Annotated in this window: 12 protein-coding genes; all 12 read right to left on the bottom strand. The window is 68.3% G+C overall.

The annotated features are described in order from the left end of the window. Positions 1–427: 427 nt before the first annotated feature. Complete coding sequence (locus tag ACFE8Y_RS02930) at positions 428–781, bottom strand: DUF1467 family protein (RefSeq protein ID WP_375462889.1); 354 nt, start codon at positions 779–781, stop codon at positions 428–430. Continuing rightward, complete coding sequence (gene mce / locus ACFE8Y_RS02925; RefSeq protein WP_375462888.1) at positions 768–1172, bottom strand: methylmalonyl-CoA epimerase; 405 nt, start codon at positions 1170–1172, stop codon at positions 768–770. Before mce ends, ACFE8Y_RS02930 begins: the two co-directional genes overlap by 14 nt. 173 nt (positions 1173–1345) lie before the next feature. Further along, positions 1346–3019, bottom strand: a complete 1674-nt coding sequence (locus ACFE8Y_RS02920) for a ribonuclease J (protein ID WP_375462887.1) — start codon at positions 3017–3019, stop codon at positions 1346–1348. 17 nt (positions 3020–3036) lie between these two features. Further along, positions 3037–3846, bottom strand: a complete 810-nt coding sequence (locus tag ACFE8Y_RS02915; RefSeq protein WP_375462886.1) for a biotin--[acetyl-CoA-carboxylase] ligase — start codon at positions 3844–3846, stop codon at positions 3037–3039. Positions 3847–3850: 4 nt separating this feature from the next. Further along, entirely contained in the window at positions 3851–5296 is a 1446-nt protein-coding gene (gene nuoN, locus ACFE8Y_RS02910) for an NADH-quinone oxidoreductase subunit NuoN (RefSeq protein ID WP_375462885.1), read from the bottom strand. A 16-nt stretch (positions 5297–5312) separates the two neighbouring features. Next, positions 5313–6833, bottom strand: a complete 1521-nt coding sequence (locus tag ACFE8Y_RS02905) for an NADH-quinone oxidoreductase subunit M (protein WP_375462884.1) — start codon at positions 6831–6833, stop codon at positions 5313–5315. A 185-nt stretch (positions 6834–7018) separates the two neighbouring features. Beyond that, a complete protein-coding gene (nuoL, locus tag ACFE8Y_RS02900; RefSeq protein ID WP_375462883.1) occupies positions 7019–9109 on the bottom strand; it encodes an NADH-quinone oxidoreductase subunit L in 2091 nt (696 codons plus the stop codon). Positions 9110–9170: 61 nt separating this feature from the next. After that, positions 9171–9476, bottom strand: a complete 306-nt coding sequence (gene nuoK / locus ACFE8Y_RS02895; RefSeq protein WP_137828751.1) for an NADH-quinone oxidoreductase subunit NuoK — start codon at positions 9474–9476, stop codon at positions 9171–9173. 25 nt (positions 9477–9501) lie between these two features. Then, positions 9502–10122 (bottom strand): NADH-quinone oxidoreductase subunit J, encoded by a 621-nt coding sequence (locus tag ACFE8Y_RS02890; protein ID WP_375462882.1) that lies wholly within the window; start codon positions 10120–10122, stop codon positions 9502–9504. A gap of 132 nt (positions 10123–10254) precedes the next feature. Further along, positions 10255–10743: an NADH-quinone oxidoreductase subunit NuoI gene (nuoI, locus tag ACFE8Y_RS02885; RefSeq protein WP_375462881.1), complete on the bottom strand. Its 489-nt coding sequence runs from the start codon at positions 10741–10743 to the stop codon at positions 10255–10257. A 28-nt stretch (positions 10744–10771) separates the two neighbouring features. Then, entirely contained in the window at positions 10772–11794 is a 1023-nt protein-coding gene (gene nuoH / locus ACFE8Y_RS02880) for an NADH-quinone oxidoreductase subunit NuoH (RefSeq protein WP_375462880.1), read from the bottom strand. A 9-nt stretch (positions 11795–11803) separates the two neighbouring features. Continuing rightward, positions 11804–13876 carry an NADH-quinone oxidoreductase subunit NuoG gene (nuoG, locus tag ACFE8Y_RS02875; protein ID WP_375462879.1) on the bottom strand — a complete coding sequence of 691 codons (2073 nt, stop codon included), beginning with the start codon at positions 13874–13876 and terminating at the stop codon, positions 11804–11806. Position 13877 lies beyond the last annotated feature (1 nt).

The raw sequence follows: 13877 nt of genomic DNA, 5'->3' as shown, positions 1-13877 counted from the left end.
GTTCGGCGGTCGGCAGGGTTCGGGCGCCACACGCAGGTGCCGACGCGCGCCGGGCGCACACAACACATTGCGCCGGGAAAACACAAGCGTGGCAGGCGCCTGCCGGCCGGCGCCGGAGGGGCTCCGCACGATGCCGAGCGGAAGCGCGGCCGCGTCGGCACGGAACGTTCGTGCGCGTTATCGGCGAAAAAACGCAGATTTCTCGCCTTGATCGGGTGACAGCACGAATTGTTGTTCCTATAAGCGGGCCGCGATGGTGGCGCAGCCCTTCACGGGGAGCGCACGGTCCGAGTCTCGGGAGGAAAACAGACCGCCACGCAGGCAATGCGTAGGACAATTGAAGGTCGAACCAGATTCACTGCTTGAAAAGCAAGGCCTTGTGCCTTGCTTTTTTTATTTTATGCCCTGCGGTTTCCTGCCGTCGACGTCAAAGCCCCGTCAGCGGAAACGCCGCGAGCGCGATCAGGAAGGCGCCCCCTGCCAGCAGCGTCGTCCAGATCGCCTTCTCGCGCAGCCGCGGCGCAGCCGGCGCGCCCGGGTCCTGTCCGGGCACGACGCGTTCGGGATCGCTCTCGGGCTGGTTGCGGATCGGCAGGATCGCGAACAGCAGCGTCCACCACACCACGAAGTAGAGGGCCGTGGCGCCGAAGATCGTCAGCCTGAACACGCCGACCGCCACCGCGACGAAGGCGGCGGCGAGGACGACGACGACGGCGAGCGTCCGCGGCGTCGAGCGCGTCAGGATCTTCAGGACGTTGCCCACCCCGTCAGACCTGCTCAAGCTCGACCAGCGTGCCCAGGAAGTCCTTGGGATGGAGAAACAGCACCGGCTTGCCGTGGGCGCCGATGCGGGGCTCGCCGGTGCCGAGCACGCGGGCGCCCTGTCCCTTGAGGCGGTCGCGGGCGGCCAGGATGTCGTCGACCTCGTAGCAGACGTGGTGCACGCCGCCCTGCGGGTTGCGCTCCACGAAACCTTCGATCGGCGAGTCGTCGCCGAGCGGCGCCATCAACTCGACCTTGCTGTTGGGCAGTTCCACGAACACCACGGTGACACCGTGCTCGGGCTGCGGCAGCGGCGGGCTGAGCGTCGCGCCGAGCGTATCGCGATAGATCGCGCAGGCGGCGTCGAGGTCGCGCACCGCGATGGCCACGTGGTTGAGCCGGCCGATCATGCTTGTCCTCCCTCATCGACGACGCGCGCTTCCCTCCCCCCTCTGCGGGGGAGGGTGGCCCTTGCGTGAGCGAGGGTCGGGTGAGGGGAGCGCCGTATCCGGCACCTGCGCTCCCCCCTCCCGACTTAGCTCGCGGGCCACCCTCCCCCGCAGAGGGGAGAGGGCTCATAGCGTCAGACCTCCACCACCTGCACGTGGCAGGCGGGCTTCTTGCCCCAGACCTCGTTGACGGCCGAGCGGACCGCGCGGTCAACCGCCTTCTCGACGCCCTCCGAGTCCCGGCGCTTGCCCTTCGACAGGCCGGACAGCGTGCGCGAGACCGCATCGACGATCGTGTCGATCAGCGGCGCCCCGCCCCGGCCGCGGTTGGGCAGGCCGATGATGTCGACCGCGGGCTCGCCGAGCACGTCGCCGGTCTCGTCGATGGCGATGGCCACCGAGACGAGCCCGGCCTGGGCGAGCTTGCGCCGCTCAGGAATCGCCCGGTCCCGCGCATCGATCAGGACGTTGCCGTCCTTGAACAGGCGGCCGGCCTTGATGTGGTCGATGATCTCCGGCCTGCCGGGACTGAGGCGGATCAGAGTGCCGTTGCGCGCCTTGACGACGTTGTCGACGCCGTGCGCCCGGGCAAAGCGCGCGTGCTCGTCGAGGTGCAGCGCCTCGCCGTGGACGGGGATCGCCGTCCGCGGCCGGGTCCAGGCGTACATCTCCGCCATCTCGTCCCGGCGCGGATGGCCGGAGACGTGGACGAGCGCCGTGCGGTCGGTGATGACCTCGACGCCCTGCTCGATCAGGTCGTTGATGATCGCGCCGACCTCGCGCTCGTTGCCGGGAATGGCCCGCGAGGAGAAGATCACCTGATCGCCGGACGCGAGCGAGATGTCCGGATGATCTTTTCGCGAGACCCGCGCCAGCGCGGCGCGGGGTTCGCCCTGCGAGCCGGTGAGCAGCGCCACGACCTTGTCGCGCGGCAGGTGGTTCCAGGCGTCGGCCCGGCGGAAGTCCGGCAGGCCGTCGAGGAAGCCGCATTCGCGGGCGACGTCGATCACCCGGTCCATGGCGCGGCCGACCGCGATCACCTCGCGGCCGCAGGCCTTGGCGGCTTCCGCCACCGCGCGGATGCGGGCGACGTTGGAGGCGAAGGTGGTCACCGCCACGCGATGGGGCGCCGCGGCGATGAGTTTCTCCAGCGTCGCCGCGACCTCGGCTTCGCTCGGCGAAAAACCCTCGCGCACGACGTTGGTCGAGTCGCACACGAGCGCCAGGATGCCCTCGTCGCCCATGGCGCGGAAGGCGTCGGCGTCGGTCACGTCGCCGAGGATCGGCGTCGGGTCGATCTTCCAGTCGCCGGTGTGGAGCACGAGGCCGGCCGCCGTGCGGATGGCGACCGCGTTCGATTCCGGGATCGAGTGCGAGACCGGCACGTACTCGAGCTCGAACGGCCCGAGCGTCACGCGCCGGCCGGCCTTGATCTCGCGCAGCTCCACCTTCGGCGCACCGGGCTCCGACAGGCGCCGGGTCTCCAGCAGGCTTTTGGCGAAGCGGGTCGCGTAGACCGGCACCTTGAGGCGCGGCCACAATTCGCTGATCGCGCCGATGTGGTCCTCGTGCGCGTGGGTGATGAAGATCGCCAGAAGGTCCTTCTTGCGCTCCTCGATGAAGGAGAGATCCGGGAACATGAGGTCGATGCCGGGCATCGCCTCCTCGCTCGCGAAGCCCATCCCGCAATCGACCATGATCCATTTGCGGGCTCGCTCCGGCCCGAAGCCGTAGAGCGCCGCATTCATCCCGATCTCGCCCACGCCGCCGAGCGGCAGGAAGACGAGCTCGTCCTGTCCCGTTGCCATACAATCCACATCCACGTTCACGCCGCCGTCGCGGCCGTCCCGAAATGCACCTCGCCCGCCGTCACGGTCCGCCGCGCTCCATCCGGGGCGAGGATCACGAGCCGCCCCCCCTCGTCGATCTCTTCGAACACGCCGTGCAGGGTCTCGACGCCGCTGCGGACCGCGATGCGCGATCCGAGGCCGGAGGCCCGTGCGAGCCATCGCTCGCGAATCTCAAGGAACCCGCGTCCGCGATCCCAGATACGGACCGCCGCGGCAAGCTTATTCGTTAAGGTCGCCAGCACTGTGCCGGCATCGGCCGCATGTCCGAGCCCCGCCAGCGACGCCGCCACGTCCGAGAAACCCTCCGGCACCGCCGCGACGTTGACGCCGAACCCGATCGCCACCGCCCGCCTGCCGCCGGGCAGCGTCTCGGCCTCCAGCAGGATTCCGGCGAGCTTCCGGCCCCCGGCCAGCACGTCGTTCGGCCATTTCAGGCGGAAGCGTCGCGCCGCATCGCCGCCGGGGCAATCGTCTGCGGTGCCGCAGGCTTCGTCGAGCGCGTCGGCGAGCGCGACGCCCGCGACGAAACCGAGCCCCGCGACGCGCTCCGGCTCGACGCCGGCCACCGGCCACAGCACGCTCGCCGTCAGGTTTCCCGGCGTCGAGGCCCAGGCGTTGCCGCGCCGGCCGCGTCCCGCCGCCTGCGCGTGCGCCGCGACCCAGAGCGGCCCGGTCTCACCGGCACGCGCCCGGGCGAGCGCCTCGGTGTTGGTCGAGCCGAGGCGGTCGTGGACGTGCAGGCGGTGGCCGGCGGCCCGCGCCACTTCGCCGAGGCGGTAATCCAAGGCCCTAGAACAACGACTTGGCCGCCGCGCCCGCGGCCCCGACCAGCGGCGCCGGCAGCAGCCAGAACAGGATCACGACGACGGAGGACAGGGCGAGCACGATGCGCAGGCCCGGCGCCATGGCCTCGTAGGGCGCCTTGGCCTCGTCGAAGTACATGATCTTGACCACACGCAGGTAGTAGTAGGCGCCCACCACGCTGGTGACCACGCCGATGATTGCGAGCGCCACGAGCCCGGCCTTGATCGCCGCCGCGAACACGTAAAACTTCGCGAAGAACCCGGCGAGCGGCGGGATGCCGGCCAGCGAGAACATCATCATCGCGAGGCAGAAGGCGAGCCACGGATGGGTGCGCGAGAGGCCCGAGAGGTCCTCGATCGTCTCGAACATCTCGTTGCGGCGCCGCAAGGAGAGGATGATCGCGAAGGCGCCGAGCGTCATCGCGAGGTAGATGATCATGTAGATCACCACGCCGCGGATGCCCTCCTCGGAGCCGGCGGCGAGCCCGATCAGCGCGTAGCCGATGTTGCCGATCGAGGAATAGGCCATCAGGCGCTTGATGCTGCGCTGGCCGATCGCGGCAAACGATCCGAGCGTCATCGAGGCGATGGCGATGAAGATGAAGATCTGCTGCCAGATCGCGGTGACGTCGGGGAACGCGCCGATGAACACGCGCACCGTCATGGCCACCGCCGCCATCTTCGGCGCCGAGGCGAAGAACGCGGTGACCGGCGTCGGCGAGCCCTCGTACACGTCGGGCGTCCACATGTGGAACGGCACCGCCGACATCTTGAAGGCGACGCCGGCCGAGACGAACACGATGCCGAGCACGATCCCGAAGCCCGCGTCCTCGTGCAGCGCCGAGACGATGCCGGGGAACGAGACCGTGCCGGTGAAGCCGTAGACCAGCGAGGCGCCGTAGAGCAGCATGCCCGACGAGAGCGCGCCGAGCACGAAGTACTTCAGGCCGGCTTCCGTCGATTTCAGGTCGTCGCGGTGGAAGGCGGCGATGACGTAGGCCGCGAGCGACTGCAACTCCAGCCCGAGGTAGAGGGCGATCAGGTCGTTGGCCGAGACCATCACCAGCATGCCGATGGTGCACAGCACGATCAGGATCGGGAACTCGAACCGGTCGATCTTCTCGCGCTGGAAGTAGTCGCGCGACAGCAGGATCGTGGCGGCCGAGCCCAGAAGCACCAGCGCCTTCATCACCTTCGAGAAGCCGTCCTGGATGAAGCTGCCCGACAGCGTCGTTACCTTGGTGCCGGGCGGCTGCGACATCACCACGAACAGGGCGAGCAGCAGCAGCAGCAGCGCGCCGACGTTGACGCCCTCCACCGCGCGGTCGCCGCGGAAGGCGCCGTAGAGGATCAGCACCAGCACGCCGACGCCGAGGATCAGTTCGGGCAGCAGCGGCGTCAGCGAGGGGAGGACGGTCTGGACGGTCGGCATCGGTCCGGCGCTGCCTTCAGCGTGCGAGGGGCAGCGCGGCGGCCGCGGTCTGCGTGTTGGACAACGCGGCCTTCATGCTCGTCATCAGCGCCTCGGTCGAGGGCGCGAACACGTCGAGGATCGGGGCCGGGTGGACGCCGTAGTAGATCGTCAGCGCGACGAGCGGCGCCAGGATCAGCTTTTCACGGTTGTCGAGATCCAGGATGCCCTGGAGGCTCGGCTTGTCGAGCTTGCCGTAGATGACGCGGGCGTAGAGCCACAGGGCGTAGCCGGCCGAGAGGATGATGCCGAAGACCGAGAAGAACGCCACCGTGGGGTTGGCCTTGAAGGCGCCCATCATCGCCAGGAACTCGCCGACGAACCCGGAGGTGCCCGGCAAGCCGACATTGGCCATGGTGAACACCATCATCGCCACCGCATAGAGCGGCATCCGCTTGACGAGGCCGCCGTAGGCCGAAATCTCGCGGGTGTGCATCCGGTCGTAGACGACGCCGACGCCGAGGAAGAGCGCGCCGGAGACGATGCCGTGCGAGATCATCAGGAACAGCGCGCCCTGGATGCCCTGCTCGTTCAGCGTGAACAGACCGAGCGTCACGAAGCCCATGTGCGCGACGGACGAGTAGGCGATCAGCTTCTTGATGTCGCTCTGCATCAGGGCGGTGAGCGAGGTGAAGATGATCGCGATCACGGACAGGGCGAAGACCAGCGGCGCGAACGCGTGGCTCGCGTCCGGCAGCATCGGCAGCGAGATCCGGATGAAGCCGTAGCCGCCCATCTTGAGCAGGATGCCAGCCAGGATCACCGAGCCGGCGGTGGGCGCCTCCACGTGCGCGTCGGGGAGCCAGGTGTGGACCGGCCACATCGGCATCTTCACCGCGAAGGAGGCGAAGAAGGCGAGCCACAGCCACCACTGCATCCCCACTGGGAAGCGGGTCTGGAGCAGCGTCGGGATGTCGGTGGTGCCCGCGTGCCAGTACATCGCCATGATGGCGAGCAGCATCAGCACCGAGCCGAGCAGGGTGTAGAGGAAGAACTTGAAGCTCGCGTAGATGCGCCGCTTGCCGCCCCAGATGCCGATGATGAGGAACATCGGGATCAGGCCGGCCTCGAAGAACAGGTAGAACAGTACGAGGTCGAGCGCCTGGAAGACGCCGATCATCGTCGTCTCCAGCACGAGGAAGGCGACGAAGTATTCCTTCACACGCGTGTCGATCGCGTGCCACGAGGCGCCGATGCAGAACGGCATCAGGAACGTGGTCAGCAGGATCAGCGGCATCGAGAAGCCGTCGACCCCGAGCTTGAAGCGGATCGTGTCGGTGAGCCACGCGTGGCTCTCAACCATCTGGAAACTCGCCGAGGTGGCGTCGTAGCGGTTCCAGGCGACGAGGGAGAGCAGGAAGGTGACGATCGTGGTCGCGAGCGCCGACCAACGGGCGTTCCGCGCCACAGCCGCGTCGTCGCCCGACAGCGTCAGGATGAAGGCCGCGCCGCACAGCGGCACGATCAGCAGGCCGGAGAGGATGCCGAGACCGAACATCTAGCGAAGGCTCCCAACGATGAGGTTCGCGCTCGGACAGCACGACGCGGCCCCCTCTCCCGTGCGGGAGAGGGTTGGGGTGAGGGATGAGACCGGGCCGGAGAGGTCACGCCCCTCACCCTGTCCCTCTCCCTTTGGGAGAGGAAACCCGCGCTCGATCTGCAGACGTCGAGATAGTGGCGTCATCAATGTCCCACCGGCTTCGGCAGGCCGGACACCAAGTACCAGCTCAGGATTCCGGCCACACCGATCAGCATGACGAAGGCGTAGTGGTAGACGTAGCCGGTCTGAAAGCGGACGACGCCGCGGGTCACGTCGACGACGCGGGCGGCGATGCCGTCCGGGCCGGCGCCGTCGATGGCGCGTCCGTCGACCTGACGCCACAGGAACAGACCGAAATCCTTGGCCGGACGGACGAAGATCCGGTCGTAGATCTCGTCGAAGTACCACTTGTTGAGCAGGAACCGGTACAGCGAGGGCTGCTGCGCGGCGAGCGCACCCGGCAGCTCCGGCCGGCGGATGTACATGACGAAGGCGAGGAGGAAGCCCGCCACCAGCATGATGAACGGCGAGGCGGACACGAGGGCGGGCACCTCGTGGATCGCGTGCATGATGTGGTTGTCGGGCCCGTGGGCGAGCGCGTGGCCCCAGAACGCCTCCATGCCCTCGCCGATGAAGCGGTCCTTGAAGATCAGCCCGGCAAACAGCGCCCCGAAGGCGAGCACGCCGAGCGGGATCGTCATCACCAGCGGGCTCTCGTGCGGGCTATGCGGATGGTCGTCGTGGTGCTCGATGGCGCTGTGCGAGGGCGGCTCGACGTCGCTGCCGCTGTCGTCGTGGGCGACGCCCTCGTGGTGGCCGGGGGCGCCGTCCGCCTCGTGCGCGGTGCTCGCATGGGCAACGGCGGGCGCCGCATGATCGTGCGCGTCGTGTCCCGCCCAGCGCGCCGGCCCCTCGAAGGTCAGGAAGAACAGGCGCCAGGAGTAGAACGAGGTGAAGAACGCCGCGATCACCGTGGCGAGGAACGCGAGCGTGTGCCCCGGCCGCGTCGAGGCGTAGGCTGCCTCGATGATCGCGTCCTTGGAGTAGTACCCGGCCGTGAACGGGAAGCCGATGAGCGCGAGCGTGCCGATCGCCATCATCGCCGTGGTGAAGGGGATGTGGCGGCGCAACGCCCCCATGTTCCGCATGTCCTGCTCGTGGTGCATCGCGTGGATGACCGAGCCGGCGCCGAGGAACAGCAGCGCTTTGAAGAAGGCGTGGGTGAACAGGTGGAAGATGCCGGCGGAGTACGCGCCGACGCCGAGCGCCACGAACATGTAGCCGAGCTGCGAGCAGGTCGAGTAGGCGATCACCCGCTTGATGTCGTTCTGCACCAGCCCGATCGTGGCGGCGAAGAACGCGGTGATGCCGCCGATGACGGTGACGACGATCAGCGCATCCGGCGCCAGCTCGAACAGCGGCGACAGGCGGGCGACCATGAACACGCCGGCCGTGACCATGGTCGCGGCGTGGATCAGCGCCGAGACCGGGGTCGGGCCCTCCATCGCATCGGGCAGCCACGTGTGCAGCAGGAACTGCGCCGACTTGCCCATCGCGCCCATGAACAGCAGCAGGCAGGTGAGCGTCAGCGCGTGCCAATCCTGGCCGAGGAAGTGGAAGTGCGCGTCCTTCAATTCCTCGACGCGCGGGAAGATCCCGTCGAAGGCGACCGAGCCGAACAGCACGAAGACGAGGAAGATCCCCAGCGAGAAGCCGAAATCGCCGACGCGGTTGACGATGAAGGCCTTCATCGCGGCGGCGTTCGCGGAGGGCTTCTCGTACCAGAACCCGATCAGCAGGTAGGAGGCCAGCCCGACGCCCTCCCAGCCGAAGAACATCTGCACGAGGTTGTCGGCCGTCACCAGCATCAGCATGGCGAAGGTGAACAGCGACAGGTAGGCGAAGAAGCGCGGCCGGTGCGGGTCCTCCTCCATGTAGCCGACGGAGTAGAGGTGCACGAGCGTCGAGACCGTGGTGACGACCACCAGCATCACCCGCGTCAGCGTGTCGATGCGGAAGGCCCAGTCCACGGTGAGGTCGCCGGCCGAGAACCACGTGGCCACCTGCACCCGCGTGGCGTGGTCGCCCTCCAGGAACACGCCCCAGGACAGCAGCGCCGAGAAGGCGAGGCAGGCGGTGGTGACGTACTCGCAGACCCGCGCCCCGAGCAGGCGGCCGAACAGGCCAGCGATCAGGGCGCCGATCAGCGGGAAGAAGACGATCGCGTGGTACATCGTGCGGTCCGGCCTCGCGGGGCGGCGGGTGAGGCGGAAGAGGTGATCGGCGGCCGGCCGGTCAGCCCTTCATCATGCTGACGTCCTCGACCGCGATCGAGCCGCGGTTGCGGAAGAACACCACCAGGATGGCGAGCCCGATCGCGGCCTCGGCGGCGGCGACCGTCAGCACGAACAGGGCGAAGACCTGCCCGGTGATGTCGTTGAGGTGCGTCGAGAACGCGACGAAGTTGATGTTCACGGCAAGCAGGATCAGCTCGACCGACATCAGGATGACGATGACGTTCTTGCGGTTGATGAAGATGCCGAGCACGCCCAGCGTGAACAGGATCGCGGCGACGGTGAGGTAGTGGCTGAGGCCGATCATGGGGCTGTCTCCGCGGCCGGGATCATCAGACCTCGACGCCCTGGCGCGAGGGCACCTTGCGGGTCTCGACCGCTGCGCCTTGCGTCCGCGCGTTCTGGACCGCGATGTTCTGGCGCTTGACGCCGGGCCGGTCGCGGAGCGTCAGGACGATAGCGCCGATCATCGCGACGAGCAGGATCAGGCCGGCGATCTGGAAGAAGTAGACGTATTCCGTGTAGAGCACGCGTCCCAGCACGACCGTGTTGGACAGGGACTCGTTTGCAGCGACGTTGCCCAACGGCGCCTGCACGAGGCCGGGATCGATGGTCCAGGAGCCGACCACCAGCAGGAGTTCGATCAGGAAGATCGCGCCGATCATCGCGCCGACCGGCAGATACTGCTGGAAACCCTGCCGAAGCTGGGCGAAATCCACGTCGAGCATCATCACGACGAACAGGAACAGCACCGCCACCGCGCCGACGTAGACCACGACGAGGATCATCGCCAGGAACTCGGCGCCCATCAGCACGAAGAGGCCGGCCGCGTTGACGAAGGCCAGGATCAGGAACAGTACCGAGGCGACGGGGTTGCGCGAGGCAATCACCATCAGCCCCGAGGCGATCGTGAGGCCCGCGAACAGGTAGAAGAAGGCGGCGGCTGCGGTCATGCGCTTGTCGGGATCGACCGCATCAAGCGGCCCCTTCTGCCTCTTGGGGAAACGGCCCGCCCGCGGCCGGCCGTCTATAGAACCCGCTCCCGCGCCGCACAACCCGCGGGAGCCTTGCGCGGGCGCCGGATGTCAGCGGTACGGCGCGTCCATCGCGAGGTTGCGGGCGATCTCGCGCTCCCAGCGGTCGCCGTTCAGGAGGAGCTTCTCCTTGTCGTAGAGCAGTTCCTCGCGGGTCTCGACCGAGAACTCGAAGTTCGGCCCCTCGACGATGGCGTCCACGGGGCAGGCCTCCTGGCACATGCCGCAGTAGATGCACTTCACCATGTCGATGTCGTAGCGCGTGGTGCGCCGCGTCCCGTCGTTGCGGCGCGGGCCCGCCTCGATGGTGATGGCCTGGGCCGGGCAGATCGCCTCGCACAGCTTGCACGCGATGCAGCGCTCCTCGCCGTTGGGATAGCGGCGCAGCACGTGCTCGCCGCGGAAGCGCGGGCCGCGGTGCCCCATCTCGAAGGGATAGTTGATCGTGGCCTTCGGCTTGAAGAAGTACTTCATCGCCAGAACGAATCCCGACGCGAATTCCTTCAGGAGAAGGCCCTTAGCGACCTGATCAAGCTTCATGCTGCGATGTCCGATTGTCCGAATGGTCTCAGGCGCCCGGCGCGAGGCCGGTGAGCTTGAGGACGAAGGCGACGACGATGACCGAGGCGAGCGACAGCGGCAGGAACACCTTCCAGCCGAGCCGCATGAGCTGATCGTAGCGGTAGCGCGGCACCATGGCCTTCACCATGGCGATCATGAAGAACAGGAAGCTCGCCTTGAGCGCGAACCAGATCAGGCCCGGCACCCAGGTGAAGGGCGCGAACGGGATCGGCGAGAGCCAGCCACCGAGGAACAGCACGGTGCCGAGCGCGCACATGGTCATGATCGCCACGTACTCGCCGAGCATGAACAGCAGGTAGGGCGTCGAGGAGTATTCCACCATGTAGCCGGCGACCAACTCCGATTCCGCCTCCGGCAGGTCGAAGGGCGGGCGGTTGGTCTCGGCCAGAGCCGAGATGAAGAACACCACGAACATCGGGAACAGCCATAGCCAGTACCAACCGAGGATGCCGAGCGACGTGTCCTGCGCGATGACGATCTTCGAGAGGTTGAGCGAGCCGGCGCACAGCAGCACGCAGATGATGACGAAGCCGAGCGAGACCTCGTAGGAGATCATCTGCGCTGCCGAGCGCAGCGCACCGAGGAAGGCGTACTTCGAGTTCGAGGCCCAGCCGCCCATCAGCACGCCGTACACGCCCAGGCTGGAGATCGCGAAAATGTAGGTCATGCCGACGTTGATGTCGGCGAGCGCCCAGCCCTCCGCCAGCGGGATCACCGCCCAGGCGGCGAGCGCGAGCGTGGCGAAGACCAGCGGGGCCAGCAGGAACAGGCCCTTGTTGGCGCCGGCCGGGATCACCGGCTCCTTCAGCACGAACTTCAGGAGGTCGGCAAACGACTGGAACAGGCCCCACGGCCCGACGACGTTGGGGCCGCGGCGCAACTGCACCGCCGCCCAGATCTTGCGGTCGGCGAGCAGCGCGTAGGCGATGAAGACGAGCAGGCAGGCCAGCAGCACGAAGCTCTTCAGCGCGAGCAGCAGGACGGTGCCGACGGTGTCCCAGGCGGTCATGGCAGGTCCCTACTCGGCGGCTTCGAGGGCGCGCCCGCGGGCGAGGCTCGAACATTCGGCGAGCACCCGCGAGGCGCGCGCGATCGGGTTGGTGAGGTAGAAGTCGAGCACCGGCGAGGCGAAGGACGCCTTCGTCATGTCGCCGCCGAGGCCGGCGAGCGCATCGACTGCGGCCGTCACGTCGCCCGGCTCCACGCTGCCGATCGCGGCCAGGTGCGGATGGGCGGCGTAGAGCGCACGGCGCAGGGCGATCAGCGAATCGAACGGCAGGCGGTGGCCCAGCACGTCGGAGAGTGCGCGCAGGATCGCCCAGTCCTCGCGGGCGTCGCCCGGCGGGAAGCCGGCGCGGTTGGTCTGCTGCACGCGCCCTTCAAGGTTGACGTAGGTCGCGCCCTTCTCGGTGTAGGCCGCGCCCGGCAGCACCACGTCGGCCCGCGACGCCCCGCGGTCGCCGTGCGTGCCCTGGTAGATCACGAAGGCGCCGGGAGCCACCGTGCACTCGTCGGCGCCGAGGTTGAACACCACGTCGAGCGCTCCCGGTGCGGTCATGCCGGAAAAGTCCAGGCCGCCCTCGCCGGGCACGAAGCCGAGATCGAGCGCCCCGACGCGGGCGGCGGCGGTGTGGATCACGCCGAAGCCGTTCCAGTCGGCCGTGACGGCGCCGACATCCTTCGCCAGGGCTGCGGCGGCGGCCAGCACGGCCGGGTCGGCAAGCGCCGCAGGGCCGACGATCACCAGAGGGCGCGTTGCGCCCTTGAGGATGTCGAGGAAGCTGTGCTCGCCGCGGGCGAGGCCCGCGAGCGTGTCGGTGCCGGCGCCGAGGTAGGTGTGGGGATAGGTGAGGTCGGCCGCCTCGCCGATCAGGCCGACGGCGAGCGGCCCCATCCGCCAGCGCTTGCGGATGCGCACGTTCAGGAGCGAGGCCTCGATCCGCGGGTTGGCACCGACCAGCAGGATCGCGTCCGCCGCCTCGATGCCGGGGATGGTCGGGTTGAAGGTGTAGGCCGCACGGCCCCAGGCCGGATCGAGCGCCTCGCCGCCCTGCCGGCAGTCGATGTTGGCCACGCCGAGGGCGGCCATCAGGTGCTTGAGGGCAAAAATCTCCTCGACGCCGGCGAGGTCGCCGACCAGGGCGCCGACGCGTCTCGGATCGATGCCCTTCATCCGCGCGGCGATCGCTGCGAACGCCTCGGCCCACGAGGCCGGGCGCAGGCGCCCGTTCTCGCGCAGGAACGGCCGGTCGAGACGCTGCACCCGCAGGCCGTCGACGGCGTGGCGGGTCTTGTCGGTGATCCACTCCTCGTTGATGTCCTCGTTGATGCGCGGCTCGATCTGCATCACCTCGCGCCCGCGGGTGTCGACGCGGATCGCCGAGCCCACCGCGTCCATCACGTCGACCGACTCGGTCTTGGTCAGCTCCCAGGGGCGGATGTTGTAGCTCTGCGGCTTGTGGACGAGGGCGCCGACGGGGCAGAGGTCAGCGGCGTTGCCCTGCAACTCCGAGCCCATCGCCTCTTCGAGGTAGCTCGTGATCTCCATGTCCTCGCCGCGCCCGATCGCGCCGAGATCGGGCACGCCCGCGACCTCGGCCAGGAACCGCACGCAGCGGGTGCAGTGGATGCAGCGGTTCATCGCCGTGCGCACCAGCGGGCCGATGTACTTCTCCTCGACGGCGCGCTTGTTCTCGCCGTAGCGGGTCGAGTCGACCCCGTAGGCCATTGCCTGGTCCTGCAGGTCGCAATGGCCGCCCTGGTCGCAGATCGGGCAGTCGAGGGGGTGGTTGATGAGGAGGAACTCCATCACCCCCTCGCGCGCCTTCTTCGTGCCGGCAGAGCGCGTCAGCACCTCCGGCGGCTCGCCGTTGGGGCCGGGCCGGCAATCCTTCACCGCGTAGGCGCAGGAGGCCACGGGCTTCGGGGCGCCCTTGAGTTCCACGAGGCACATGCGGCAGTTGCCGGCGATTGACAGCCGTTCGTGGAAGCAGAAGCGCGGGATCTCCGCGCCCGCCATCTCGCAGGCCTGGAGCAGGGTGTACTCGGCCGGAACATCGACTTCCGTGCCGTCGACGAGGATCTTGGTCATG

The organism is uncultured Methylobacterium sp. (assembly GCF_964242245.1).
Classification (GTDB): Bacteria; Pseudomonadota; Alphaproteobacteria; order Rhizobiales; family Beijerinckiaceae; genus Methylobacterium.
Note: the sequence above shows the minus strand (reverse complement) of the source record. Positions and strands in the feature narration are given on the sequence as shown.